The sequence below is a fragment of the Streptomyces sp. NPDC031225 genome (genome assembly GCF_055570355.1).
Genome location: NZ_JBVIHJ010000018.1, coordinates 120,616 through 146,301, shown reverse-complemented (window position 1 = coordinate 146,301; position 25,686 = coordinate 120,616). Strand labels below are relative to the sequence as shown.

The 25,686-nt window shown below is 67.1% G+C and carries 26 protein-coding genes and 2 pseudogenes; 12 read left to right on the top strand and 16 right to left on the bottom strand.

The features are described 5' to 3' along the window. Positions 1-27 precede the first annotated feature (27 nt). From ACZ48Z_RS28770 to ACZ48Z_RS28740, 7 genes are all read right to left on the bottom strand, one after another. Positions 28-456 (bottom strand): HGxxPAAW family protein, encoded by a 429-nt coding sequence (locus ACZ48Z_RS28770; RefSeq protein ID WP_468738779.1) that lies wholly within the window; start codon positions 454-456, stop codon positions 28-30. Continuing rightward, positions 453-878: a winged helix-turn-helix transcriptional regulator gene (locus tag ACZ48Z_RS28765; protein ID WP_468738778.1), complete on the bottom strand. Its 426-nt coding sequence runs from the start codon at positions 876-878 to the stop codon at positions 453-455. The genes ACZ48Z_RS28770 and ACZ48Z_RS28765 overlap by 4 nt, the downstream gene beginning before the upstream one ends. 372 nt (positions 879-1,250) lie before the next feature. After that, entirely contained in the window at positions 1,251-1,883 is a 633-nt protein-coding gene (locus ACZ48Z_RS28760) for a hypothetical protein (protein WP_468738777.1), read from the bottom strand. Between the two features lie 82 nt (positions 1,884-1,965). Then, positions 1,966-2,421 (bottom strand): ATP-binding protein, encoded by a 456-nt coding sequence (locus ACZ48Z_RS28755; RefSeq protein WP_468738776.1) that lies wholly within the window; start codon positions 2,419-2,421, stop codon positions 1,966-1,968. A 297-nt stretch (positions 2,422-2,718) separates the two neighbouring features. Beyond that, complete coding sequence (locus ACZ48Z_RS28750) at positions 2,719-2,982, bottom strand: zinc-binding dehydrogenase (RefSeq protein ID WP_468738836.1); 264 nt, start codon at positions 2,980-2,982, stop codon at positions 2,719-2,721. A gap of 183 nt (positions 2,983-3,165) precedes the next feature. Beyond that, positions 3,166-3,780, bottom strand: a complete 615-nt coding sequence (locus ACZ48Z_RS28745; protein WP_468738775.1) for a GtrA domain-containing protein — start codon at positions 3,778-3,780, stop codon at positions 3,166-3,168. Between the two features lie 136 nt (positions 3,781-3,916). After that, the gene (locus ACZ48Z_RS28740) at positions 3,917-4,720 is read right to left on the bottom strand and encodes a hypothetical protein (protein ID WP_468738774.1); all 804 of its coding nucleotides are present in this window, start codon (positions 4,718-4,720) and stop codon (positions 3,917-3,919) included. A gap of 528 nt (positions 4,721-5,248) precedes the next feature. Here ACZ48Z_RS28740 and ACZ48Z_RS28735 point away from each other — a divergent pair. The 7 genes from ACZ48Z_RS28735 to ACZ48Z_RS28705 all read left to right on the top strand — a co-directional run bounded on the left by ACZ48Z_RS28735 (position 5,249) and on the right by ACZ48Z_RS28705 (position 12,463). Next, entirely contained in the window at positions 5,249-5,761 is a 513-nt protein-coding gene (locus ACZ48Z_RS28735; RefSeq protein WP_468738773.1) for a GNAT family N-acetyltransferase, read from the top strand. A gap of 357 nt (positions 5,762-6,118) precedes the next feature. Further along, positions 6,119-6,394 carry a hypothetical protein gene (locus ACZ48Z_RS28730; protein ID WP_468738772.1) on the top strand — a complete coding sequence of 92 codons (276 nt, stop codon included), beginning with the start codon at positions 6,119-6,121 and terminating at the stop codon, positions 6,392-6,394. Positions 6,395-6,874: 480 nt separating this feature from the next. Beyond that, positions 6,875-7,234, top strand: a complete 360-nt coding sequence (locus ACZ48Z_RS28725) for an HGxxPAAW family protein (RefSeq protein ID WP_468738771.1) — start codon at positions 6,875-6,877, stop codon at positions 7,232-7,234. Positions 7,235-7,811: 577 nt separating this feature from the next. Then, complete coding sequence (locus tag ACZ48Z_RS28720) at positions 7,812-8,732, top strand: NADP-dependent oxidoreductase (protein ID WP_468738770.1); 921 nt, start codon at positions 7,812-7,814, stop codon at positions 8,730-8,732. Between the two features lie 435 nt (positions 8,733-9,167). After that, positions 9,168-9,602: a hypothetical protein gene (locus tag ACZ48Z_RS28715; protein WP_468738769.1), complete on the top strand. Its 435-nt coding sequence runs from the start codon at positions 9,168-9,170 to the stop codon at positions 9,600-9,602. Beyond that, the gene (locus tag ACZ48Z_RS28710; RefSeq protein ID WP_468738768.1) at positions 9,599-9,772 is read left to right on the top strand and encodes an ASCH domain-containing protein; all 174 of its coding nucleotides are present in this window, start codon (positions 9,599-9,601) and stop codon (positions 9,770-9,772) included. The genes ACZ48Z_RS28715 and ACZ48Z_RS28710 overlap by 4 nt, the downstream gene beginning before the upstream one ends. A 525-nt stretch (positions 9,773-10,297) precedes the next feature. After that, positions 10,298-12,463 carry an MMPL family transporter gene (locus ACZ48Z_RS28705; RefSeq protein WP_468738767.1) on the top strand — a complete coding sequence of 722 codons (2,166 nt, stop codon included), beginning with the start codon at positions 10,298-10,300 and terminating at the stop codon, positions 12,461-12,463. A 298-nt stretch (positions 12,464-12,761) separates the two neighbouring features. Here ACZ48Z_RS28705 and ACZ48Z_RS28700 read toward each other — a convergent pair whose 3' ends face one another. Both ACZ48Z_RS28700 and ACZ48Z_RS28695 read right to left on the bottom strand, forming a co-directional pair. Continuing rightward, positions 12,762-13,109 (bottom strand): response regulator transcription factor, encoded by a 348-nt coding sequence (locus ACZ48Z_RS28700; protein WP_468738766.1) that lies wholly within the window; start codon positions 13,107-13,109, stop codon positions 12,762-12,764. Positions 13,110-13,279: 170 nt separating this feature from the next. Beyond that, positions 13,280-13,897 carry a hypothetical protein gene (locus ACZ48Z_RS28695; protein ID WP_468738765.1) on the bottom strand — a complete coding sequence of 206 codons (618 nt, stop codon included), beginning with the start codon at positions 13,895-13,897 and terminating at the stop codon, positions 13,280-13,282. Between the two features lie 387 nt (positions 13,898-14,284). Here ACZ48Z_RS28695 and ACZ48Z_RS28690 point away from each other — a divergent pair, with 387 nt between their 5' ends. Continuing rightward, positions 14,285-14,767 carry a hypothetical protein gene (locus ACZ48Z_RS28690; protein WP_468738764.1) on the top strand — a complete coding sequence of 161 codons (483 nt, stop codon included), beginning with the start codon at positions 14,285-14,287 and terminating at the stop codon, positions 14,765-14,767. A 123-nt stretch (positions 14,768-14,890) separates the two neighbouring features. Here the strand turns inward: ACZ48Z_RS28690 and ACZ48Z_RS28685 are convergent, their stop codons facing one another. Next, positions 14,891-15,409: a hypothetical protein gene (locus ACZ48Z_RS28685; RefSeq protein ID WP_468738763.1), complete on the bottom strand. Its 519-nt coding sequence runs from the start codon at positions 15,407-15,409 to the stop codon at positions 14,891-14,893. Between the two features lie 496 nt (positions 15,410-15,905). On the opposite strand from ACZ48Z_RS28685, the gene ACZ48Z_RS28680 reads away from it, so the two are divergent. Both ACZ48Z_RS28680 and ACZ48Z_RS28675 read left to right on the top strand, forming a co-directional pair. After that, positions 15,906-17,108: a glycosyltransferase gene (locus ACZ48Z_RS28680; RefSeq protein WP_468738835.1), complete on the top strand. Its 1,203-nt coding sequence runs from the start codon at positions 15,906-15,908 to the stop codon at positions 17,106-17,108. 213 nt (positions 17,109-17,321) lie between these two features. Further along, a pseudogene (locus tag ACZ48Z_RS28675) lies at positions 17,322-18,239 on the top strand (transposase); the annotation flags it as partial. A 340-nt stretch (positions 18,240-18,579) separates the two neighbouring features. Here the strand turns inward: ACZ48Z_RS28675 and ACZ48Z_RS28670 are convergent. Further along, entirely contained in the window at positions 18,580-19,020 is a 441-nt protein-coding gene (locus tag ACZ48Z_RS28670) for a hypothetical protein (protein ID WP_468738762.1), read from the bottom strand. 251 nt (positions 19,021-19,271) lie between these two features. On the opposite strand from ACZ48Z_RS28670, the gene ACZ48Z_RS28665 reads away from it, so the two are divergent. Beyond that, the gene (locus ACZ48Z_RS28665) at positions 19,272-19,769 is read left to right on the top strand and encodes a GNAT family N-acetyltransferase (protein ID WP_468738761.1); all 498 of its coding nucleotides are present in this window, start codon (positions 19,272-19,274) and stop codon (positions 19,767-19,769) included. A gap of 80 nt (positions 19,770-19,849) precedes the next feature. On the opposite strand, the gene ACZ48Z_RS28660 is transcribed toward ACZ48Z_RS28665, so the two are convergent. The 4 genes and pseudogenes from ACZ48Z_RS28660 to ACZ48Z_RS28645 all read right to left on the bottom strand — a co-directional run bounded on the left by ACZ48Z_RS28660 (position 19,850) and on the right by ACZ48Z_RS28645 (position 23,690). Next, entirely contained in the window at positions 19,850-20,953 is a 1,104-nt protein-coding gene (locus ACZ48Z_RS28660; protein WP_468738760.1) for an IS110 family RNA-guided transposase, read from the bottom strand. Between the two features lie 155 nt (positions 20,954-21,108). Continuing rightward, positions 21,109-21,997, bottom strand: a pseudogene (locus tag ACZ48Z_RS28655) (IS5 family transposase). 106 nt (positions 21,998-22,103) lie between these two features. Further along, positions 22,104-22,553 (bottom strand): hypothetical protein, encoded by a 450-nt coding sequence (locus ACZ48Z_RS28650; protein ID WP_468738759.1) that lies wholly within the window; start codon positions 22,551-22,553, stop codon positions 22,104-22,106. Between the two features lie 105 nt (positions 22,554-22,658). After that, positions 22,659-23,690, bottom strand: coding sequence for a medium chain dehydrogenase/reductase family protein (locus ACZ48Z_RS28645; RefSeq protein WP_468738758.1), 1,032 nt, complete (start codon positions 23,688-23,690; stop codon positions 22,659-22,661). A 145-nt stretch (positions 23,691-23,835) separates the two neighbouring features. Here ACZ48Z_RS28645 and ACZ48Z_RS28640 point away from each other — a divergent pair, with 145 nt between their 5' ends. Further along, positions 23,836-24,504 carry a TetR/AcrR family transcriptional regulator gene (locus tag ACZ48Z_RS28640; protein ID WP_468738757.1) on the top strand — a complete coding sequence of 223 codons (669 nt, stop codon included), beginning with the start codon at positions 23,836-23,838 and terminating at the stop codon, positions 24,502-24,504. A 558-nt stretch (positions 24,505-25,062) separates the two neighbouring features. On the opposite strand, the gene ACZ48Z_RS28635 is transcribed toward ACZ48Z_RS28640, so the two are convergent. Further along, on the bottom strand, positions 25,063-25,638 hold the full coding sequence (locus tag ACZ48Z_RS28635; RefSeq protein WP_468738756.1) for an alcohol dehydrogenase catalytic domain-containing protein: 576 nt from the start codon (positions 25,636-25,638) through the stop codon (positions 25,063-25,065). Between the last annotated feature and the right edge of the window lie 48 nt (positions 25,639-25,686).

Below are 25,686 nucleotides of genomic sequence, written 5' to 3'. Positions count from 1 at the left end.
CTCTGTTCTGTGTGGCGATGCGGCCGGCTACCGAAGCGGTGGGCATCCTCCGTGATTGTGCGTGCCCTGGATGGTGACGTTGTGCCGGGGCCGGGCGGCGGCGAGGCGGCCACTACGTCGACTCCGGTAGCGGGGCCGTCGCCTCGGCACGCCTGCCCGCCTGCCCGCCATGCGACACCCGAGGCAGTGCGGATGTGCGTGCAGGGCGCGGAGGTCCTTCACCCGCCAGTCCCACTGGTCGGCGGGGCGCGGGCCGCTCGGCTTTCCCCATCCCTGCAAGTGGAGGACCCAGGTGCTGACCGCGGCCAGGGCGATCACTGCGATCCCGGAGAGTATGAGCGGCGCGGAGACAGCGATCACTCCGACACCGGTGACGCAGAAACCGGCCAGGGCGAGGGCTGTGCCGGTCCAGCCGGCCACCGTGTGCCCCAGGTCCACGTTCTCGTGTGCGCTCATGTTCTGTCCTCCGTGCGATGCAGTGCGCCGGATTCCGGCGATGTGCGGGGACCCGCAGCCCAGGTGTGCGTGGGGAGATGGTCCTGTGCCCACACGGTCAGGGCCACCAGGGGAATCAAGAGGGCCTTGCCGTGGGAGGCCAGTGCGTAGACGGTGTGACGGGCGGTGCCCGGGTAGGCGGTCCGCTCCACCAGGCCGAAGGCGATCATCTCCCGCAGGCGTCGGGTGAGGAGTCCGTCGCTGAGGCCGGGGACGCGCTCACGCATCAGGGGCAGGTCGGCCGGCCCCTTGGCGAGGGCGGTGATGATGAGTCCGGTGCCGCGTATGCCGAGCAGTGCCAGGGCATGGGTGAGGGCTTCCAGGGACTCCGGGGTTCGGGAGGGGTTGGGTGGCTGGGCCGTCCGGGTGGGTGGAGAAGTCATGTCGGGTTCCTTCCTTCCCGGTGCGGCGCCGAGGACGGATCGTGGTCTGGCGCCGCACGAAGTGGACGTGGCAGATGTGCTCGGCGGGTGTCGGGCCGTGGCCTTCGCCGCGTCGCGGTCCGTGCCGCCCATCGGGCCGTCCGCAGGGCCGTTCGGTCTGCGTCTCGACGGCGGACCGTGCCCGGCTTGCCGGTCCGGCGCAGCAGGAGGGTCGCGGCGACCAGCCGCTCGGTGCCGGGCATCGAGCTCCAGTCGTGCCACAGGTCGTAAGGATCACCCAAACTGGCGCTGAAGGCACGGTTGGTGGCGGCCCGGACTCCGCCGGCTGCGACGCCGAGGGCGGCGCCGACCCGATACCGAGGCCGGCCGTCTTCAGGGCGTCCCTGCCGGGCACGGTGATTTCTGGGGGTTCATCTGTGACCGTGTTCGTGGCCATTGCGTCTCTCCTGTCGCCCAGCCCCGGGTTGTGGCAGAAGGCTCGCGTCGGACAGGGTGCTCGCGCACCACCCCGCCCCCAGGTGCACCCGGGGTACCCGGGCCCGGCGCATGCGTTGGCGGCGAACTCGATGTTGAGCGTGTCGTTCGTCGCCATGCCCTTTGCCGTGCTCGCAGCTCGGCGAACACCGCGAGCGCCACCGACAGCCACACGCCCGACGTGCCGAAGGTGAGCGACACATCGAACCAGGCGTCACAGCTCAGCAGCACGGCCAGGCCGACGGCCGGCACGATGACAGCGTTGTTCCGCAGCCAGCCCAAGATCGCCGTGGCGGTCATGGCGATCACGAGAAGGACGTCCAACCCCACCCAGGCCAGGCGCCACTGGTGGACCTGGTAGTGGTACGGCAGGGTCAGCGCCAGCAGAACTGTCCAGGGCACCAGACCCACCGCGCAGACGGTGAGCAGCCTCAGTGTGTGACGCTGCTCCCGCCGGATGCGCTCCAGCAGCTCGCGGGCAGGAGCCGCTCCCGGGTCCCCCGGGCGGGATTCCTCCTGTGCTTCGCTCATGTCGGCTGCTCCGTTCTGATCGGTGTGGCACGCACCGCTGTCCGCTGGGCACGCCCTCGAGATCGTCGGCGGGCGCGTGTCGTCAGGCCGCGTCGAAGCTCGCCCAGTGGTCGATGAGACCTTCGCTATCGCGTCCGGATCCGGCCTGGCTTGTGAGAGCAGAGACGATCATGTCGCCACGGCCGTGTTCGCCGGCGGGCCGGGCAGCTGCCCAGTTGTCCGGGGCGGCCTGGAGGCCGCCGTCGCTGACATGGACTTCCACGGCTCCCGCGCCTTTGCCAGAGACGCGCAGGTGCAGCACGACGGGCGGCATCGCATGGCAGACAGCGTTGGTGACGAGCTCGGAAATCACCAGGAGCGTCTCGTAGATCTGGTCGTCGTCCAGTCCCCACGCGGCCAGAACAGGGCGGGCCTCATGACGGGCCGAAGCGGGAGCCAGAGGCCCGTGCTCCAGAAGCAGACCGAACACGTGCTCACCGGTGCGGGCCGCTTGCAGCTCGGGGGACTGCTGCCGACGCGAGATCGTGGTCGTGTTCATCGAAATCACTGCCTGAGGAGCCGGAATGGGATTTCTGTCCCTTCCAGAACACCTCCAGACGACACAGAGACCATGAGCAATCACTACTCAACCGCGAAAGCCGCGACGCGCCGCCCCGCCCTCGACGCCCCATCGATCCAACCGCCGGCACCGGCGGACACCAAGGGGACACGAACACGACCGCCCGGCGCCCCCGGGCGCGGCGAAGATCATCTGCCCCTCTGCGTCCATGCCGATCATGGACTTCACGGCGTTCCCCACGTCAAGACCCCAAGGGGAACCCACCGCCCGGCCCGATCAGGTTCCACCAGCAATGAAGTCGGCCCGCAGACCGTTCTGCGTGGCCCATTGAACCGCGTCCGCATCGGCGCCGTTGAGTGCGACGACCCGGCCACCGGGCACCAACACCTCAGCCAGGTCCCGGATCTGCCCGGGCACGGTGGCCAGAAAGACATCGACGTCTCTCACCTGGGAGCTCACTACAGAGCTCGTGTAGTCGATGACCTCATCGGCGCCAAGGCCCCGCACGAAATCGTGCTTTGCTCCACTGGCGGTCGCGATGACGTAAGCACCGCGAGCCTTGGCGATCTGAACGGCGAGGTGGCCGACGCCTCCCGCCGCGGCCGGCTAGAACAGGCCCTAGTTGAGGCGTCGCAGTTCAGAGGCCCCCACCCAGCTAGCGAGCTGAAGCAGCATCTACTACTGGTCGTGACACCCTGACGGTCGACACCGTCGTGGCCGTCCTCACCCCGCAGGTAATGACTCGCTGGCTGCGTAGCATCCGGCCATGTCGGAGTAGCGGTGGACCAGGACGCGGTCTCGCTTGCTTTCTGAGCACCCCCCGGAGCTGTTCTTCTGCATCTTGGTCGGGTTGCCGGCGAAGACGAACAGGCGCAGCACCAGGAAGCGTCCGATTCCGGCGAGCCCGGAAGCGCTGAGGTAGACGGCCTGCTCGCTCAGCGTCCCGGCCGACGGCTGCACCATGTGCAGGATGAGCATCGCCGTGCAGGTGACCGCATAGGCGGCTGAAGCCGACCCAGCGGACTGCCAGTGCTGGCGCCATCCCGCACTCTGCCCGGCCTCGAAGGTGAAGCGTGCGTGGAGTTCCGTGCAGAGGATGGTGGAAGCTGCGGTGATCAGCGCGTTCGCCACTGCCCAGGGCATCAGCGCGGCCAGCAGTGCTACGGCCGGGCCAGAAGCGAGGCCGACGCCACCGCCGCACAGGACGAATCGGGTGAAGGAAGCGAGCAGGCCGGGAGCAGCCGGGGTCTGGTGTGCTTCGTCGATGCCGGCTTCTGTCCGGCCTGTGCGCTGCGCCTCATGGGCCATGTCGGGCTTCGAGGTGAGCGGCGACTTCATGGCGGTTTTCCTTCCGGACCGGGGGTGGACCTCGGTCTCGGGGATGGGTGCGGAACAGGTTGCCTACAAGCGCCGCCCTCGGGTAAGTGGCAACCGGGGCGGCGTGCGTGCGGAGGCGGCGTCGACCCCGCACGCGTCAGCGGGTGATGTCGACGAAGACCATGGGGCGGTTGGCGACCGTGTTGAACGCGGCCTCGTTCCGGCCCCACCAGTAGCCGGTCGGTCTACCGGTCGTCGTGTCGGCCTGGATGAAGATCGTTCCCCGGCCGGCGCCGCTCCATTCTTTCGTGGTGAGTCCTGGAGAGCCTTCGACCCGGCTGTCCTTGAACGCCCAGTGCGGCGACGTCTTGGAGGAGAAGGCGACGCCGTGCGGGGCGGAGGTGCTGTCGGAGACCCTGACCGCGTACTCCTGGGTGGCGTTGTTGCCGTCGCGCTCGAACGGTGCCACGGACTGCACGACCATCATGTGCCCGCTCGCTCCGCCCTCCGAGCCGTCCAGGTATTTCACCGCGATCACGGAACCCGCATGCAGGTCGCTGACCCGCTGCGCGGAGGGGCGGTTGACGTGATCGCTCATGTCATCGAGCGCGCCGCCGGCGGAGGTGTCGGTGAAGGCGTCGTAGTACTGCTCCGAGGTCGGGCTGCGGAAGCCGATACCAGAGGTGAACCACGCGTCGGTGGCCCAGGAGTAGGCATGTTTCATCGAGGCGGTGAGGAACTGCGCGCACTTGGCCTCGACCTGATAGGAGCTGGGGTTCCCGGGCGTGCCCCAGACGACCGTGGCTGTGGCGGAGTCCGCGTGGGCGCCGGCACCGGGATAGAAGTTCTCCGGGTCCTGTCCCGGCCAGCCCAGTGCCGCGAGTTGGTCGATGATCTCGTTCTCGGCGGCCACCAGGGGTGCGCCGTCCTCGATTCCGGCTGCCTGTGCCGTGGTCGGCATGAATGCCAGGACGACGGCTGTCGACGCTGCACACAGGGGGGCTATGAGCTTTTTCATCGCGTTGTTCTTCTTCCTTCTGTGGTGCTGTTGCGTCGCCGGGCGGCGCCGGCTATCGCCTGCGGGGCGGGCTGGCCGAGCAGCACAGCCGGGGTGTTGCGGGCGGGATCAGGAATCGCGGGCCGCTGTGCGGCGGAGCGCGGTTGCCCTGCCGGCTCGGTGATCCGCACGCCTCGTGGGGTGCGGCAAGGGCCCCAACCCCGCGCATGGGTCGCCGTTTTGGGTCGGCGGCTCTCACGAACCGGGGATGGCCCACGCCTCGGCGCTGCTCTGCTTTTCGGCGGGCAGGCAAGGTGAGTCAACCGTGAGTTCGGTCAGCGGGTATGAGTAATCTCTGCTTATCCGGACGCTGCGGGCACACCACGCTCCCGCAGTTCCTTTCGTGTGTCCCAGTGCGGAGGGTGTTCAGGTCGGTCCTCACGACCTGAACACGGACACCCGCCTTCTCACAGTCGCTGGCCAGGGCCACGGATGACTACCCTGGCCCACATGCTTACGCTTGCTCCGCTCGGCTTCTCCCCGCAGGAGATCGCCGAGGTTGTCGATCTCTACGCGACCAACCCCGAATACTGCCGCGCCGCCGGCGAATACGATCCCGAGCACATTCCGGCCGACCGGGTCGAAGCCGACCTGCGGGAAGAGGCAAACACTGAGGGCTGCGAGGTTCTGATGGCCCGCGACGAGGACGGGCAACTCGTCGGCCTCCTCTGTCTGCTCGACCGTCATCCCGCCGACGACCAGCCCTGGATCGGACTGCTGCTGGTGCACGGCGAGATCCACGGCCGAGGCATCGGCCGACTGCTGGCCGGACTCGTCGAAGAACGCTTCCGCGACGAAGGCCGGGATGGCGTTCGGCTAGCCGTGCTGGCGAACACCTCGACGTCCCTGGCCTTCTGGAGTCATCTGGGCTGGCGGGAGATCGACCGGCGCGCCGACAACCAGCACGGCCGCCCCTGCATCATCATGCACAAGCAACTCACCTGAGATATACGGGGTAATTCGTCTCGTTCAGCGAGGTATTCCTCTGCAGGGAAAGACCTGTACGTCCTGGTCTTCTGCGACCTTGGGATACCGCCGAGGATGGGCGGCCGGAACGTCGGCATCGCGCAGGTAGGCCGATCGTGTCGATCAGCAGGTGCAGGTAAGCCTTCCGTCACTACGGTGCGTTTGCGCCACTGGAACTGATCGAACTGGTCCGGTACCACGCACAGCGGTCGTGCGATACCTCGCTCAAGCAGTAGGCGAAAGGGATCAGAGAACGGATTCGCCGAATGCCACCGGCTGACCCTGCACGAGCTCACCGGACCCGCCTACGGCGGAGGCGAGCCCCAGCTTGCCGCCATGAGCGGCTCCTATGCCGATCCGAACGCCGAGATGGCGCCGCAGGAGACGGTCCAGTACCCCTACTCGCTCGGCGAGATCGTGACAGCTGCCGCCTCGGCAGGGCTGCTCGTCGAGCGACTCGGCGACGGCGAGCACACAGAGACCGAGTCCGACGGCCGCCACATCCTGCCTCAAGGCTCCGACGGCATGTACCGGTTCCCCTTCAGTGACACCCATCTGCCGATCATGTACTCCCTGCGCGCCGTAGCCCCCCGAGCGGTTGGCGGCTCATGATCCCCCTGCGTCTGCGGGGCAGAAGCAACGAGACACCAGCCTCAGTCCATGTGCCGTACGCAGCGCTCAGAATGACCAATCGGCTTCTTCGGCGGTGCTTCTCCGGGGTGAGGGCGGCTTCAGGCGAGTGACGTCGGGCGGTTGGGCCGCAGCGGGCACGGCTGGAGATCCGCCAGGACTTGAGTTGGGCGAAGGCGCGCTCGACCGAGTTGCGGAGCCGGGTGTGTGCGCATCGCGGCCGGCCTCGGCCGTAATGTCCGCGACCACCGGCGCCCCTCGTACTCCTCGGCTTCGGATGATCACAAGCCGGGCATCACGCCGCTATGCCGAAGCCCTGCTTCAGGTCCCTGCACAGTCGCCTGCAAGAGATCCGTGCCGATGAAACGAGTACCTCTTACTCATCCGGTGACCTCGTGAGCGGTCCAACGTTGCTTGTGCGCATGGGCTACCGGCTCATTGCCATGAACCCTGGGAGAATTGATGAGTGCGCACGGCCATGTGGACCTGGGTCACACGGTGGCGGGATGGACCGGCACCTTCATCGCCCTGGTCGGATTCGGGATCGCCGGCATCGGCGTGATAGCCGCCTCGGCTCTCGTTATCGCTACTGGGGCTGCGACCGTGGTACTCGCTGCGGGCATCACGTGGGTGCTCCACCTAGCCGGATGGGGCAAGCCGAGCGGCCCTCGTCCCGACGACCAGTGGGACTGGCGTGTGCGCGATCTGAGTGCGCGCGGCGGCCACACGGACTGTCTCGGATGCCGCATGGCCGGCCGGCGGCCGAACACAGTTGTGGAGAGTCGTCAGCCGGTGCAGGAACCCGCTGACGCCCGAATCTAAAGCCTGCAGCAGAAGGTCACGATCGGGGCATCTACCTTGTATAGCTGGGTTTTTGAGGGATGAGCGGGTGTAGATGGACACGTTCACGGGACTGCGGGCGAGCGGTCCGGGCGGCCGTTGGAGGCGGTCCGGGAACGTGGTGGTGACGGCTGCGGGTGGGAGCGTCTGTGGTGTCGGCCGGGTAATCCTGGGGCAGCCGCCCGGCAACGCCTCACCCGCGCCGTCCAGCGGCCAACCCCGACGCAGGCGGCGAGGACGCCCGGGAAGCGGTCATCGGCTCCCCCGCATCCGTCCCGGCCATCCCTGTCGCCTCGACGCTTCCGCTGGTCGTCGGGCGACAGGATCGGCGCCTTGCGTTCTGCCTGCGCCTGGTCTCCCGGCGGGCCTCGTCTGCAGTCACACGAAATGCCCTCTCGTGCGAAAGCCAGGGCTACGGTGATGGCCGCGCCGACAAGACCGATGCAGCAAACCACGGACGCCATGTCAAAACTCGACTTTCACCTACAGATCCAGAGCGCCTGTCGTTGAGTATGCCGTACTCATGCCATCTGCACTTCAATCTGGAATTAATCAATATATGTACAAGGTAATCCAGAGCAGACTCGGTGGTCCAGAAGTCCTTGAAACCGTCGAAGCCGAAATTCCGGTACCTGCACCAACAGAAGTTCTCGTTGAGGTCAAGGCGGCGGGGGTCAATCCCGTCGACTGGAAAGTACGCAGTGGCGGAGGCCTGGGAGATCCGCCTTTCTCTGTCGGCTGGGACGTCTCAGGAGTGGTGGCGGAGGTCGGCCCCGGGGTGACCCGGTTCACGCCCGGGGACGAGGTCTTCGGCATGCCTCGGTTCCCCCAGGAGGCGGGAGCCTATGCGGACTATGTGACCGCTCCGTCACGACATCTGGCCCTCAAGCCGTCCGGGATGAGCCATGTGGAGGCGGCCGGCCTGCCTCTTGCCGGTCTCACCAGCTGGCAGGCCCTGGTGGCCACCGCCGGACTTCAGGCCGGCCAGCGGGTGCTCATTCCGGCCGCAGCCGGAGGAGTGGGACACCTCGCCGTCCAGATCGCCAAGAGTCGCGGCGCTCACGTCATCGCAACAGCGAGCGCTGCAAAACACGGCTTCGTCAGGGAACTTGGAGCGGACGAGGTCATCGACTATCAGAGCGTTGAGGTGGGTTCGCAGGTCGGTGATGTGGATATTCTCCTCGCCACGGTCGCCGGCCAAATCCGGGAGCTGGCCGGCACACTGGTGGCCGGCGGACGAGTGGTGGCGCTGAACGGCACCGATGCGGAAGCAGTCCACTGGGCTGCGCAGAACGGCCTTCGGGCAGAATTCATGCTGGTGGAACCTGACCGTTCCGATCTGGAGATTCTGGCCGACCTGGCCGGGAACGGCCAACTTACCGTCCATGTCGGCACGGTTTTTCCGCTCAGCAAAGCAGCTGATGCACACCGCCTCGGTGAGCAGGGACGAACGACCGGGAAGATCATTCTGGTTCCGTAACGAAAGGCAGTGGGCACGCCAGACGCCCGAAACCCTGACGGATCCAGGGCTGATGCCTTCTCGGTGACGAGATGAGTGGTTCGTCCGAGCACGGCGGCAGTTGGCTGGTTTACCCGACGGCAAGCAACGACGCGACCCCTGATGATCAAAGGGTGCCCTTCGGCAGTGCGGCGATCTCCGTGACCATGAGCGTCCTGGAGGGACTCTGCGGTGAAGCCGGCTGCAGTGAGCGTCACGGCGGCGGCCATGGGCTCGGGCAGGTCCTGGAGCATGTCGGGGCAGGCCGGCTTGAAGAACGCTTCCCTCGCGCACCAGTAGCTCGTACTACGGCGCACGAACGGAGTAGGTGGCCGGGCACCCGTCCAGTACGCGCCGCTGGTACGCGGAGACCGCCGCCCTCGCACGCACCAGCACACCAGGACCACCAGGCACTTCGTGTCGGGCTTGATCGCCTGCGCGGCGCTGACCGGCGACACGGACACGGCAGAGTCCCTGCTCCCGGATCTTGAACAGTACTCCCCGACCGACTTCATGGTCGGCGAGGAGATGCTCAGCACCGCCTGGCTGCACGCGGCCCGAGGCAACCTCAGCCGCGCCCACGACGTCGCGCACACTGCGGCTGACCACGCTCGCCGCACCGGCCACACCCTGTCCGAGGTCCTCCTGCTCACCGACATCGCACGCCGCGGTGACGCCCCGGGTGCCCAGCACCGCCTCACCGAACCCGCCTCCGACTGCGACGGAGCACTCACCCAGGCCCGGGCACGCTTCGCGGCCACCCTTGCCGGCAGCGACCCCGGCCGCCTCATGGACTGCTCACACGACTTTGAGCAGATGGGCTTGCCCATTCCTCGCCGCCGAGGCAAGTGAAGCCCTTCATCGAGGTGACATGGCAGCATGCCGAGGCCGAAGGCGAGGGTGATGCCTCTCTCGAGGAGTGGCGCGCCGGTCATCGGCGCTATTGGAGCAGCATGGGCACCCCCGTCGATGATCACACTTCTGTGGTGTGTCTGGCCTTCCGGCTCGCTGAGGTTCCCTGAGGGGGCGGGCCCGCTGGGCTCTCCGTCGCCGAGCATCAGACAGCCTGGTGGGTCCAGGCGTTCGCTTCGTCGTCGCGGGTGCGGGTCCTGAGGCAGCCGTGGAGGATGCCGGCGAGGCGGTTGCCGGCACCGGCGCAGGGCGTCGGCGAGGAGGTTGTCGCAGACGTAGCGGGCCGCGACAGTCCGGCTCTTCCCGCAGGCGCGGGTGATGCGAACCCACCGCCCCGGACCCCTCTCTTCCCCCGGCCATGAGGCCCGCTCACCACCCTGTCCTCGGCCGCACCGACCACATCGGCCAGAAGAACCAGAGCATCATGATCCGCCGGCACATCCTCCGGCGAACCTGCCATGCCCGGCGGGACTTATAGGCATCGTTTACTCATGTGGCGGGCTCAGAGCCGGAAGGACGATGAGTGCCTGAGAGGACCCCCGCACGTGATGTGCGGCGCAGCTCTGTGACCTGAGTGGTCAAGGAGGCAGGCCGACCCTGTTCCTCTCGTCCCCCTCGATGAACAGGGAGCCCTCGTGGCCTCGTTTCTCTACAAACTGGGGCGGCTGGCCTTTCGGCGCCGCCGGATCGTGGCCCTCATGTGGGTGGCTCTGCTGGCGCTCGCCGGTTTCGCCGCGGCGGCCGCGCCGCCTGCCACCTCGTCGTCCTTCTCCGTCCCCGGCACGGAGGCCCAAAAGGCCTTCGACCTGCTGGAGGAGCGTTTCCCCGGCGGCAGTGCCGACGGCGCCACCGCCCGCGTCGTCTTCAAGGCGCCCGACGGCGCGAAGATGACGGACGCCGGTCCCCGGGCCGAGGTCACCGGCGCGGTCGCCGCGCTGAAGTCCGGCTCCCGGCAGGTCGCCTCCGTCACCGATCCGTACACGGCGCAGGCTGTGTCGAAGGACAGCTCGACGGCGTACGTGTCCGTCACCTACAAGGTCGGTTCCATGGAGCTGACCGACGACACCCTCCACGCCCTGAAGAAGACCGGCGCGCAGGCCCGGCACGACGGGCTCACCGTCGAGATCGGCGGCACCGCGCTGCAGGCCACACCGGAGACGGGCGCCGGGGAGATCATCGGCGTGGTGATCGCCGGGGTGGTCCTGGTCGTCACCTTCGGGTCGCTGATCGCCGCGGGCCTGCCGCTGCTCACCGCGCTCGTCGGCGTGGGCATCGGCATCTCCACGATCACGGCGCTGGCTGCCGCCCTCCACCTGGGCACGACCACCTCGACGCTCGCCATGATGATCGGCCTCGCGGTCGGCATCGACTACGCACTGTTCATCGTTTCCCGCTACCGCTCAGAACTCACCGAGGGACGCGAGAAGGAGGAGGCCGCCGGACGGGCCGCCGGCACTGCGGGCTCGGCCGTGGTCTTCGCCGGCCTGACCGTGGTCATCGCCCTCGTGGGCCTGGCCGTCGTCAACATCCCCCTGCTCACCAAGATGGGCTTCGCCGCGGCCGGCACCGTCGTCATCGCCGTGCTCATCGCTCTCACCCTGATTCCGGCCCTGCTGGGCTTCGCCGGGGACCGAGTGCTCGGGCGCAAGGTCCGCAAGGGCAGGGCCCTCTCCGGCAAGCCGAACGCGGGCGCCCGCTGGGCGCGCCTGGTGCTCCGCCACCCGGTCGCCGTCCTGCTCATCGGCGTCGTCGGCCTCGGCGCGATCGCCCTGCCGGCCGCCTCGCTGGAGGTCGGCCTGCCCGACGACGGCTCGCAGCCCGTCAGCACCACCCAGCGCAAGGCCTACGACCTGCTCTCCGAAGGCTTCGGTCCCGGTTTCAACGGCCCACTGACGGTCGTCGTCGACGGCGGCAAAGCCGAGGCCGACCGGGCGATCACGCTCATCCGCAGTCTCCACGGCACGGCCGCCGTCACCGAGCCGACCCTCAACAAGGCCGGCGACACAGCCATAATCACGGTCATCCCGAAGGACCGGCCGTCCTCACTCGCCACCGAGGACCTGGTCCACGAGATCCGGGACAAGAGCGGCGACCACGTCTACGTCACCGGTGCGACCGCGCTGAACACCGACTTCTCGCAGAAGATGAGCGACGCCCTGCTGCCCTACCTCGCACTGGTCGTCGGCCTCGCCTTCCTCCTGCTGATGGTGGTGTTCCGCTCGGTGCTCGTGCCGCTCAAGGCAGCGCTCGGCTTCCTGCTCTCGGTCGTCGCCGCGCTCGGCGCCGTCGTGGCCGTCTTCCAGTGGGGCTGGCTCGGCTCGCTGTTCGGCGTCGAGCAGACCGGTCCGGTCATGTCGATGATGCCGATCTTCATGATCGGCGTGGTCTTCGGTCTCGCCATGGACTACGAGGTCTTCCTGGTAACACGGATGCGGGAGGCCTTCGTCCACGGCCAGCGCCCCGGGGAGGCGATCGTCACCGGCTTCGGTCACAGTGCCCGTGTGGTGGTCGCGGCGGCGGTCATCATGATCGCGGTCTTCTCGGGCTTCATCGGATCCAGCGAGCAGATGATCAAGATGATCGGTTTCGGTCTCGCGATCGCGGTGTTCTTCGACGCCTTCGTGGTCCGCATGGCGATCGTTCCGGCCGTGCTGGCTCTGCTCGGCCGACGGGCCTGGTGGCTGCCGCGCTGGCTGGAGCGGACTCTGCCCAACGTCGATGTGGAGGGCGAACAGCTCGACAAGGAAGTGTCCCAGAGCCCGGGCGGTTCGGACGAGGACCGCGAACTGATCCCCGTCTGAGCCAGGGACGATCCGGAGATTCGGGGCCTCTGTGCGGTCGGCGGCACCGCACACACCCGAGCACCATCTGCTCGAGGCGCGCCCCGGAAAGCGGCAACCCGTGGAGACGAAGCTGCCGCCGCTTGAAAGGATGGCCGTGCTGTCGCTGCGGACAGCACGGCCATCACCCACTGGTTCTCGACGTGCAGGCGAAGACACCGGCTTCGCTGCCGGCGGTTCGGCCGACACCACGTCAGGCGCCCCTGCCGGGGTGTTGATCGACCGGGCTAGGCACACCGCACGAGACGAGTGCCTCGCCTCAGTTCGGTGTCTCCAGCGCCTTCTTGAGCTCTGCGCGAGTAGAAACGCCAAGTTTGCCGTAAATGCTGTAAAGGTGGTTTCCCACGGTCCGCCGGGAGATCGAGAGGGCCTCTGCCACAGCTTGCGCCGAGGCGCCTGAGCTGGTCAGGACAGCGATTTCTCGCTCACGGGTCGTCAGTGCCGCAGCCGGCTCGAGGGCCGTGGTCAAGCCGGGAGTGCGGGCACCTTCACACCGGACAGCAAGCTGAGCGGTCCGGTTGGCACCGACGGTGGACTTGCGGGACTCGCCCGCGCGCTTCCACGCCGCAGCAGCAGCCGCGGACGCCTCCGCAGCGAGCAGGTCCACGCCCATATTCTCGAACGAGGCGGACGCACCTTCCAAGGCCGGCGGATCGTTTGCCGCCAGTGCTCCGACATAATCCGCCCGAGCGCGGGTGAATGCCGAGTCGCAGACGTCTGCGAGCTCGCCGAGTCTTCGCACTGCCTGCCGTGCGCCGCCCAGTCGGGCGACATCGGTCAGGAGCGCGGCTTCAGAACTCCGGATGCACGTGCCGAAGCCGCGGCAGCCTCCAGTACCTCGCGCGCGGCGGCGAGCTTCCCGTAGGCGACGTGGAGCCAGGCTGTGGCGAGGTCGTCCTCTCCGACAAACAGGCCGACACGGGGGTACTGCGCCGCTTCGTCAAGGGCCTTCCGCGCACTGGCGGTGTCGTTCACCTGTGCGGCGGCTGCCGCGAGGCCGCACAGGGCGGGTCGCATGGCCAGCGTCTGACCGTGCGACCTGGCAAGGGCGACCGACTCTGCGTACCAGTGCCTGGCCGAGCCCGGATGGCCTGAAAGCCATTCAGCACGTGCCATCTGCAGCGCCGTCCACACATGGGGCACCTGGGCTCGCGCGGCCATGAGCTCCCCCAGGGCAAGGTTGCCCACGGCCCGGGCCTCCGACAGCCGGCCGGCCTCGGCAAGCGCGAAGATCAGGCCATTGCGCTGACCAGAAGGGTGCAGGTACAGCGCCTGGTCGTGGTGCTTGAGGTTGATCTTGTACGCGTTTTCGGCGGTGCTGATGGCCTCGTCCGTACGGCTGGTCATGGTCAGTCCCGGAGACTGGTACATGAGACTGAGCAGCAGCACGTTCATCTCTGCCGGATCCTCGACGTCGTAGTCGATCTCACCGAGGGCGTCCAGACCGGCCTGCGGATCACCGCAGGCGATGCGGATGGTGGCCTCGGCAGAGCGAATCCGAACAGCGCCGATGAACTGCGGGCATGCCGGGCGGCCTCGGCGATCACGTCCAGTGCCTCAGCCTTGCCGCCCTGGACCCAGAACAGGTTCTGCACCCGGGCGAAAGCGACGTCGAGGATCTCGTCCTCGCCGGCAGCCAGCCTCTGAGCCTGGACGAAGACGACCTCGACCTCGTCCGGCCGGCCGGCCTGAGCAAGGCAGTGGCCCCAGAAGCAGGAGACAGGCAGCAGTTCTCTCCGGCTGCGACACGGCCTCCAGAAGTTGCACGGCCCGGATGTAGCTGTGGGCATCCCGGGCGAGCCTGGCGGCCGAGACAAGGTGATCCGTCTCTGCCGATCCGGTCGCCTCGACACGCCAGGCAACGGACCGGAAGAAGTCCTCACGACGCCGAAGCCCAGGAGCTTCCAGCGCGGCGACCTGACTGAGGTACACACGTCTCCTCTTGAAAGGAGGCATGTTCCTCTGGAGAACCTCACCGTAGATGGGGTGCGCCAGGTCAATGCGTGTACGCCGCCCATCGAGGGCAATATTCACCAGGCCCTCGGACTCGAGTTCCATCAGCGAGCCGTCCTGCTTCTCGCGGGGCACGACACCGTCGAGGGAGACTTCGCCGCATACAGAGATCGCCTCAGGAAGAGCGCGCCCCTCGGCGGAGATGGCCGAGAGCCTGGACTCGACGAGATCGGTGAGATGCGGCGTTTTCGTAGCAGACTCTGCCGCCGGTTCCAGTTCCCGGACCTCGCCGTCATTCTTCATGACCCGTGACTCGAGTGCGGCGAAGACGAGTTCACGGAGAAACCGCGGGTTCCCTGCGCTCTTCAAGTGCAACTCGTACGAAGTGCGCCGGCTCACGGCTCCTTCAAGGGTGGACTCGAGCAAGCGGTGAATTTAATTCTGGTTGAGATTCTTGAGGTTTACCTGCCGGAAGCCGTATCCCATAGCGAGGGAATCCGAGTCCGGATTTTCACGCTCTCCGTCGCGTATGGTCGATATCAGAAATATCTTGCCTACGTCGGAAAGGCGCTGGACGATGATGAGGGAGGACTGGTCCAGCAGGGGAAGATCCTCGACGAGAAGCAGGGTTCCCTTTCCCTTCCCATCGAGACCGGCCGCGATGCCCGCGAACACCGTGGCGACATCGGTAGCGGCCACTCCGACGGGAATGAGGTGCGCGACAGCGCCGAAGGGGACGGTCGAGGCTCCCCTGGTGGCAGTCACTCGGAGCGCCTTCCGCCCCTCCGCTGCACCTGCTTTGAGGCATTCATCAGCCAGCCTCGACTTTCCGACGCCCTGCGGTCCGAAAATCGCGAAACCCCGGCACTCCGGGTCGGCCAGCGCGGCTCGGTAGAGTCGAAGCTCCGCATCACGCCCCGCCAGCGGATACCGTCCGACACCGGTCTTCTTCATCCTCGGCCTTCCTTACCGGCGGCCGCGGAGCAATGCCTGCACGGCAGGCAGGCGTTTACTCGGAGCCACCTCTGGGCGCGCCCAGCATACGTCTACCACTCTGTCTCACTTTCGTCATCTTTTGATTCCCGCTCCGGCAGACCCTCGCTGCCATGCCGCCCGGGGACCTGCATCCGTACCTCCGCGGCCCGGCGGGCGAGCCGAGCGCGACCGGCTTGTCCTGCAGCGTGAGGCGCCCTGCGATCGGCAGGGCCGGTCGTGGTCATTGCCGCCGCGGCACACACGCCGGGCTGCAGCCGGCCCGTCGCCCTCGCGCTCGGCACGGCTCGACACCGACTCAGGGCTGCTGCGGCTGAGACCGACGCCGAAGGTCAGCAGTGTGCGCGCTGCGGCGAACCGGGCTGACTGACGCCGAAGCGGATGCCGTTCAGCCTGACGGCGGGGCTGAGTAGTGATTACTCAGGCGGCTTACGAGTTGGTGCGCGATAGTGACATCATGCGAATAATGCTATTGACGGCTGGAAGTCGAGGAGACGTCGAACCCTTCATTTCCTTGGCGTGCCGAATGGTCACGGAAGGCCATGAAGTGCGCCTAGGTGTGACTAGGGAGTTTGCCGACAAAGCTCGTGCGGCCAACATTGACGTTGTATGCCTAGACGGAGACTTTCGTAAACTCGTTGCGGCTCAAGGTGTTTCGCCATGGGTCGCGATGCGCACATTTCGGACCGTCATGAAGCCGATGATGGCGGCGATACTTTCGTCGGCAGCACGTGAGACGATAAAATATCGTCCCGATGTTATTGTGCATCACCCGAAAATCCTCTCAGCTCAAATCGCTGCAGCTAAACTCGATATACCGTACGTCCTCGTTGAAATCGTGCCAAGCGTAACGCCCACCAAGGCGTTTCCTTCGGCGGGTGTTAGTACCCGCAATCTCGGTCCCCTGAATCGAATGACTTATAAGGCAAGTGCTGGGGCTCAGCGAATGTTTGCAGAATCTCTAGGGAATATCCGGCAAGAGCTTGCTCTGCCTGTTCGAGGGAAACTCGCAGAGCCTGCGCTTACAGTCGTTCCAGTGAGTCCCACGATACTGCCCCGCCCGATCGACTGGCCAGACACAACGCAGATTACCGGAGCCTGGGGGAGTCTGTCTCAAGCCGGCACGCCTGACGCGGAGTTGAACGAATTTCTCGACAAGGAAGCGTCGCCGATTATCTACGTTGGATTCGGGTCTATGGCTTCCGGTGATCCAATCGCTAGAGCCCGCTCCCTGGTCACCGCTATCCGGGCTAGTAGATATCGTGCCGTAATTGCTACTGGCTGGGGCGGCCTGGAAATTCCAGATGATTTGAGTGGCGGTGACATTCTCGTTCGGGCTGAAGTTTCGCATTCCCTGGTTTTGCCGAAGGTAATTGCCGCGATCCACCACGGTGGTGCAGGAACTGTGCATGCTGCGCTGCAATCGGGAGCAGTTTCTGTAATTTTGCCTTTCATAGCCGATCAGCCGTTTTGGGGAAACATTCTTCATGTGCAAGGACTTTCGCCGCGGCCTTTGTCCGGCAAGCTCACAATGAAGCGAGTCTCGACCGCTATTTCTGAGATGCCACGGTATCGAGAGAGGACTGGTCGCGCCGCCCGCCTTATGCAAGAGGAAGATGGTCTCAGCGCGACCGTAAAGCTCGTCAACGCACTGCGTTGACGACTGGATCGCGCTAATTGAGTTGGGCAACTGCTTCTGGGAACGGTCGCAGGCTCGGTGCGGGCGTTGACTAACTTGATCTTTAACGTTCGACATCGAATGGCGCCTCGAACTTGATCACTCGGTTCGGTAACTGCCGTACGCCAAAGCGGCCTTCGCCTGAACATGTGCTCCGACCAAGGAACACACACATCCAGCACGAAGGCCGTGAGGATGAGTCTGCTGCATCGCGATGCCCGGCGAGAGCCGTTGGCCCGACTGTCATGCTTCCGGGGCGAGTTCTACTCCTGTCTCACCGCTCGTTCGGATGCGTTGTTCGAGCTGGCTGATGCCGTGTTGTGCGGTGACGGGCCGGTGAGGTCGCTGGCCGAGCTGTCACTGGTCGGCGAACACCACCGCGGCCATGGCGGGCTCTACGCCGCCCTCGCCCGTGGTCGGGTTGATACCGGCCGGCTGCAGCGGGCCCTGGCCGCGGTGCCACTGCCACGGGCTGCCGACGGCCGGCTGGTCCTGGCCATCGACATCACCTGCTGGCTACGCCCCGATGCCCACACCTCACCGCAGCGGATCCTGTGCCACACCTACGGCCGGGGCAAAGACCAGCACATCCCTGTCCCCGGCTGGCCGTACTCGATCATCTGCGCCATCGAGCCGGGCCGCAGTTCATGGACCGCACCCCTGGACGCACTCCGCCTGGCCCCCGGGGACGACTTGGCCACCGTCACCGCCCGGCAACTGCGTGATCTGCTCCATCGACTGATCACCGCCAGACAGTGGCAGGAGGGCGACCCGGACGTCCTCGTCATCGCGGACGCCGGATATGACGCACCACGCCTTGCCTTCCTGCTGAGCAACCTGCCGGTCCAAGTACTCGCCCGGATGCGTTCCGACCGGGTCCTGCGCCGGACTGTCCCGCCCCGGCAGCCACACACGATGGGCCGCCCACCCCGGCACGGCAGCGAGTTCGTCTTCGGACAGCCTGACACCTGGGGCACCCCGGACACCGAAACGGTCACCGACACACGTCTCTACGGTGCCGCCAGAGCCCGCACCTGGGACCGGCTGCACCCCAAGCTGACCCACCGCTCATCGTGGGCCGCGGCCGACGGCACCCTCCCGACGGAGGCAGGCGAGGAAACTCATCGCTGACCACGTGGCCCCGAAGTGCCGGTCGTTGATCTTCTTGGGCATCCCGAGCCCTTCCGGCGGAGGCGGGCCGCTGAGCCGGGACTTGGCCAGGAGCTGGGCGATGAATGGCTCCAGGTCCATGGGCAGGTGCCCTTGGCGAAGACGACAGTCGGGCGTCCGACGTCTGTGTGCCGTGTCTGTACACCAGCCGCTCTGGCTCGTCGAGCTGCAGTCTGCTGGAGACACATGGGGCGACCGTGCTGGCGACGTGGCGGGCAGTGTTCCCGCTGCGGGGCAGGTGGCGTAGCCGACCCGGAGGCCGGCCACGCCGGCAGCCGTCAGGTCAGGGGCACAGGCCACGGTCGGAGTTGTAGTTGATGTCGATCGAACCGCTCCAGGTCATGCACAGGCCGGCCTTGGGCAGGTCCTTGTACACCGGGCCGGCGAAGGTCGTGTAGGAGCCGGCGTCCCTCTCAGGGATGCTGCTGGTCGGCCAGGTGTCCAGAGTGACCTCCATGAACACGCGGGCACCGGGCTTGCTGCGCACCGTGACGGCGCACCACTGCTTGTCCGCTGAGCTGTAGGCCACGTACGTGGTGGCGGCCACGGTGGTCTGAGTGGACTTGATCGGAGTCGAGGTGAAGACCTCGTAACCCGTGCCGCAGGCCCCGTTGTAGGCGCCGGACGTGGCAGCCGAGGCTGGCGCGGTCGCGGCGAGCATGCCGCCCACGGCCAGGATGGCAAGAGCGCCAGCGGTGGCTGCTTTGCGGCGGATCGACTTCATGGTGTTCCCCCTGTTGGTGTATGGCGGGACGGTCGGTCGATGCCGTCCACGCGGAGTGAGACCGGTCAGCCCCACTGACAGTTGTGGGCTTTCTTGTCGCGGTCCTGTCACCGGTGTCACAAGGGTCGTCACGACCACCTGGCTTTGTAGATCAGTTCTGAGGCCAGTGGTGGGTGGGTTCTAGGGCGTGTTGCGAAAGTGGATCAAGGGGCCCGTTCGGTGTCTGGTACGGGTCGTGTGATGCTGGCGCAATGACTGATCAATGCGAGGTTGTCATCGTCCGCTGGCCAGGTCAGGGCCCTTCCGTGGATCGGTTGGCCGAGTTGTTGGCGGCCTACCATCTGCGGACGGAGGCCGAAAAGGGCGAGGCCGCTGTCGATGTGGATGGGTTGCCGGACCGCTACCGGGCAGAAATCTTGGACCCGCGGGGCGCGTTTGCCGATGATGTTGTCCTGATGGCTCTGAGCGGCGAAACAGCCGTGGGCTGCCTGGTGGTGACCGCCCCCGTCGATGGGCGGTCGGAGGTCAAGAGGCTCTGGACAGACCCGGCATTCCGGAGCCGGGGCATCGCGTCCGGCCTGGTCAGCGCCGCGCTTGCGCATTCCGCGGAAAGCGGCGTCAGCACGGTACGGCTGTCCGTGTGGAAGTGGCGGGCAGGTGCCATCGCCCTGTATGAGCGGCTCGGCTTCACCGTCGCCGAATCATGGGAGGAACGGGATCAACTGGTGTGCATGGAGCGTGCCGTGTGAGTGGTCACAGCCACTCGTTGATGGCTGCGACCAGCACGGTTGCCTCGTATCGGACAGCGAGCTTGATGCCCCTATGGATGTCAACCGGCGGGGACTGGTGCCGGGGCTTGCTTTCTGTATGTGAGCAGGGCTTGGTAGATCTCGCGGGCCACGTAGCGTTTGAGGCATCGGATGGCTTCGCGTCGTGTCTTGCCCTCGCTGACTCGTCGTTCCACGTAAGAACGGGTGCGGGTGTCCCATCGCAAACGGGCGATGACGATGGTGTAGAGCGCTGAATTGGCCTGGCGGTCGCCGCCGCGGTTGAGTCGGCGGCGCTGGGTCTTTCCAGACGATGCTTCCACGGGGCTGGCACCGCAGAGGGCGGCGAATGAGGCCTCGCTCGCCAGGCGGTCGGGGTTGTCGCCGGCCGCGGTCAGCAAGGCTGCTGCCGTGTCCGGACCGACACCGTAGAGCTCCAGGAGCTTGGGTGCACAGGCATCGATCGCTGTGCTGATCCGTGCCGTGAGGTCGTTGATCTCCTCGGTGAGATGCAGGATTCGCTTGGCCAGGAGCCGGAGAGTGTGGCGGGATGCCGCCTGCGGCCCCGCGCCGGGCGCGGGCCGCAGCTGCGAACACCGGCGGATGAGTCTGGGGTTGGTCAGCCCGGCCAGTGACTCACGCAAGGCCGGCTCTGCCGCCACGAGCACGGCCTTGAGCTGGTTGATGGCCATGGACCGGGACTTGACCGCGGAGGTCTTGGCCATCTTGAACAGCCGGATCGTCTCCACCGGGCCGTCGGTCGTCTTAGCGGTGGCTGTGGCTCGGCCGGAGAGGACCGCCCGGGCGGCGGCTGCCGCATCGATGGAGTCGGACTTGCCGTGTCGGCGTCGGGCGGCCTTGTCGGGCTGGTTGACCTCGGTGACCGTGATGCCTTCTCGGTGCAGATAGCGGGTGAGGGCGGCTCCGTAGGAGCCGGTGCACTCCACTCCGGCCTGCCGTAACCGCCCGAAAGCACGTGCCCAGGACAGCAGTTGGCGATAGCCCTCCCGGGTCGTGGGGAAGCTTCGCGTGTCCAGCAGAAGACCGGTGCTAGTGATGACCGCAGCCACGTGGACATCTTTGTGCGTATCGACTCCGAGCAGGACCTGTTCGTGCTGATCAGTTGTGTCGTGACGTGGATGGCTCTGTTGAATCATGCTGGGCATGGTCGCCTGTCTCCTGATCGCCTCGGGAAACGCCGGTGGCTGACGCCGGAACGGTGTGGCGGTCAGGACTGTGACGGTGCCTGTCGCGAAGGCCCCTATCGGGACACGCCCACCGTTTCGGTGACAGCGCACCGCCTCAGGCAGCAGCCGGCAGATCAAACGCAAGGCACCAGGGCCAGTCGTATCGCGGGCCAGACCACCACCCAAGGCGGCACCCCAACATCCTCACAGTCGTATCTCGTAGCCACAGCCCGGTGGCGCTTGAGGCGATTGATCCCGCACTCCACCGCGTGGCGCTCCTTGTAGTCGGCCTCGTCGAACTTCGGCGGCCGGCCGCCGCGGGAGCCACGCTTCTTACGGTTGCGGACCTGGTCGGCCTTCTCCGGGATCGTGCAGCGGATGCCACGCCGACGCAGGTAGGCGCGGTGCGCGCGTGACCCGTATGCCTTGTCAGCGCGGACCTTGTCCGGCCGGGTGCGCGGCCGGCCCAGGCCGAGGCGGGGCACCCGGATGGCCTCCAGGACCGGCTGGAACTGCGGGCTGTCGTGTCGCTGGCCTGCCGTGACCAACAGCGACAACGGCTTCTGCCCCTGCTCAACCGCCAAATGCGTTTCGTGGTCAGCCCGCCTCGCGAGCGCCCCAGGCCGTGGTCGTCGGGCTCGGTGTCGACGCCACCAGAAGGCTCCTTGTGCTCGGCCCCTTTTTGCGGTCCCCGGCAGCATGCTGGTGGGCCCGCGCGATCGTGGAGTCCACGCTGACGTCCCAGGTGATCAGCCCCTTCGCGTCGGCCTCGGCCTGCAGCTGGACAAAGATCTGCTTCCAGATGCCGTCCCGCTGCCAGCGCCGGAACAGGTCGTAGGCCCGGTCCCACGGCCCATACCGCTCCGGCACGTCGCGCCACGGCGCACCGGCCCTGGTCCGCCACCGTATGCCGTCGATCAGCTGCCGCCGCGTCCACGTCTGCGGGCGGCCCGGCTTCTTGCCCGTCGGCAACAACGGCTCCAGCCAGGCCCACTGGCCGTTCGTCAGATCTCCACGCCCCACGACGCGTGATCATCCACGACCTTGATCCACTTTCGCAACACGCCCTAACTCCAGTGGTGTCGGCGGACAGTTGATGTCGGTGAGTTCTGACGCCGCCGCGCTGGAATCACGCGGCCGGCCGGGCTGCTGAGCCGCCGACCGGCTCCGCCGTGCTCGTGCGCCAGCCGCACCAGCCCCGGCACAGCACGTAGGCCGCTATGACGACCAGCACAAGACCTAGGTCGGTCAGACCGGCCGTGCGCGCCTCACGTACGTCTCCCATCACCACAGCCATGATGACGAGCGCGGTCTTCTGGCAGATGACCAGCTCCCACACACCCCGTTGGGCGCGCGGTGCTGCGGCGAGGAGAGCGAACACTCCGGCGAAGACCAGGTAGGCGGACGTGCGCCACCCCTCCACCCAGATCCGGGAATCGGGCGCGTCCTTCATGAGCGTGACGCCGTTGATGAACGCGACAACGGTCGCGAGCGTCGCGATGACGAGCAGCCAGCGGCCGATCGTGTCTGCCCGAGCTGTGGGGCTGTGACCGGTGGGCGCGGTGGTTTTGACCTGCATGGCAACCTCCTGTGTGTGGTGTGGGGCAGCGTCGGTGTTGGGGGTGGTTCCCCGGGTTTCGCTGAGGACGGCAAGGCACGTGGTGAGCTGTCGCCGGAGGGTGAGCTACGGGTTGAGGACGACCTTGCCGGTGACGGTGCCGGATTCGGCCAGGCGCAGGGCCTCGGCGGCGCGGGCGAGGGGGAACCGGGCGGCGACGCGGGCGGAGACGTCGCCGCGCTGGAGGGCTGCGAAGACCTGGGTGAGGTCAGCGCGCAGGCGGGTCCTGAAGCGGTTCTTGGTCAGGGCGCGGCCGGCCCAGACGTTGAAGAAGTAGGCGCGGCGGCGGTTGGGCAGGGTGTTCCACAGCCAGATCCGGCCGAGGAGCTTGAGTACGGGCCACTGCTTGGATCCCTCGTCGTCCCGGGTGGAGGCGGTTCCGTAGGAGACGAGGGTGCCGCCGGGTGCGAGGAGGCGCCAGGAGTCGGTGATGCCCCGGCCGCCGACGTGGTCGAAGACGGCGTCCACTCCGCCGGGAGCGAGTGCGCGGACTTGTGCGGGGATGTCCCCGGTGCGGTAGTCGACGGGGCTGACGTCCCGTTCGCGCAGCCCGTCGTGGTGCTGGGCGGAGGCGGTGCCGATCACCTTCACGCCTGCAGCCCGGGCGAGTTGGACCAGGACCGTGCCGACACCGCCGTTGGCGCCGTGCACCAGGATCGTCTGCCCGGCGCGGACGCATGCCTTGCGGTGGAGCATCTGCCAGGCGGTGATGCCGTTGCACACCATGGTCTCGGCCTCCGCCGCGCCGATCCCCAGGGGGACCTCCACGGTGTCGGCCGCGTCGACGAGCACGTGGCTGGCCCAGCCGCCTACCTTCACCAGTGCGGCGACCCGGGTGCCGGCCAGGTCGGGGCGGACGCCCTCGCCGGTCGCCAGGACCGTGCCGACGAGATCGTAGCCGGGTACGAAGGGGAACGGCGGCTGGTCGTAGTACCGGCCGCGGCGCATCTGCTGCTCGGCGAAGGAGACCCCGGTGGCCTCCATACGGATCAGGACCTGGCCCGGCCCGGCGGTCGGTACGGCTCCGCGCCGGATCTGCAGCCCTTCGGGCTCGACCTTGCCCGGCAGGACGACCTCGATGAGTTCTTCGGTGTGCACGGTGACCTCCACTGCGGTGATTCGCTAGGCATCTTCGCGTTAGTTAGAGGTTATAACTCAAATACGTGAGAGGCAAGCGCTATCGTGATAGCATCTAACTAGATGTTGAGAGAGTGCGGTTACGCGGATGCGGAAGGTGCAGATCATGGCGGAGACGGACCCGAAGACCCCTCGCGAGCGCTACCGCACCCAGGTGCGCGCGGAGATCAAGGAGCGCGCGTGGGAGCAGATCGCCACGGCCGGCGCGTCCGCGCTCTCCCTCAACGCGATCGCCAAGCGGATGGGCATGAGCGGCCCCGCGCTCTACCGGTACTTCGCCGGTCGCGACGAGCTGATCACCGAGCTGATCAGGGATGCGTACCAAAGCCTCGCCGACACCTTCCGAGCGGCCGCGGCGTCCGGCGCCGACCTGGCCACACTGGCGCAGGCTCTACGCAGCTGGGCCCTGGACGACCCCCACCGCTACTTCCTCGTCTACGGCACACCCGTCCCCGGCTACCACGCGCCGGACGACATCACCGCCATCGCCTCCGACATCATGGGGATCTTGCTCGACGCCGTCGCCGCTCTCCCTTCGGCTGCCGTCGCTGTGCCCCCGGCCGACCCCGCGACGCCCTTCGCCGCCCACCTCGAATCCCACCGCACATGGTCCGACGGACACCCCCTCGCAGCCCCCGGCCTGCACCGCGCCCTGATCTTCTGGACCCGCCTGCACGGCATCCTCTCTCTGGAACTCGCGGGTCACTTCACCGGCATGGCCTTCGACCCCGAGATGCTCTTCACCGCCGAACTGGCCACCCTGCTCACCCCCTGACGGCGCCGCGAAGACTGACCGCAGTTTCGGTCCGCGGCTGCGCAGCCGCTGGACTGCCGTCTCATGGGCTGCCCGCAGCTCGTTCTCGTGTTCCCTGCTCGGACCCCAGTTGTGCCGGTCGACGAACGCAACAGGCCCTCTGAGCTTGATGACCCGATCTTCCGGATCGTCGTCCCGTTCGTCTTCGTACTTCCTTCCAGCAGGCCACCCGAGCGGTTCATCCGGGAGGCCCGCGACGCCGAACTCATCGCCGTCGAGGAGATGCGTTACCTGGGTTTCGCCGATGCGGTCGCCACACCCGTCGGTGCGGACGGCGGCCTCGACGTCATCAGCGGCCGTGGTCGCCCGACCGTGCAACAACTGCACGGCGCCGCTGACCACGAGGGCAAGACAGGCGTCTTCTTCTCCGCTGCCGGTTACACACCTCAGGCCCGCGCCTGGGCCCAGACCAGCGGGACGCCCCTGTTTCGCTTTGACCGCCAGGTGGGGTCGAAGCGGTCAATGCTCTCGCCCACGACCTTCTTTCCGAGGCCGACGCCCGGGGCGGCCGGTAGCTGGTCAGTGAACCTCTGGCTGCAGCTCGGCGTGCCGGTCGTGGGCGAGCGCGGTCACGTGGCCGCCCATGGCGTGCGCCAACTGCACTGCGGCCGTGCCGACTCCGCCGGCCGCGCCCCGTACCAGGACCCGTTCCCCGTCCGCGAGGTGCACGCTGTCGCGCAGCGCGATCAGTGCCGTGGAACCCGTGACCACCAGGGAGGCCGCCTCGACCGAGGAGAGGTCCGCCGGGGCGTGGGAGACACGGTCCGCGGACACCACGACGTACTCGGCCGCTCCAGCGATCGAGTGCCGCTGCCGCGGGTGCACCATGCCCCACACCCGGTCCCCGACCTGGTAAGCCTTGACACCGGCGCCGGCCGCGGCGACCGTGCCCGCGAAGTCCAGCCCCGTACCGATCGGGAACCGGCGCCCCGACACCATCTTCAACTCCCCCGCGCGGACGATCACGTCGTGGCCGTTCACGCTGGTCGCCTCGACCGCCACCAGTACTTCACCCGCGCGGGGCACTGGACGGTCCACGTCGTTGATCCGCAGGATGTCCCCAGTGCCGAAACTCGTGATCTGAACGGCCTTCATGTCGCTGTTCCTTCCGTGACCGGCTGGGATGCCTCCGATGCTGGAACC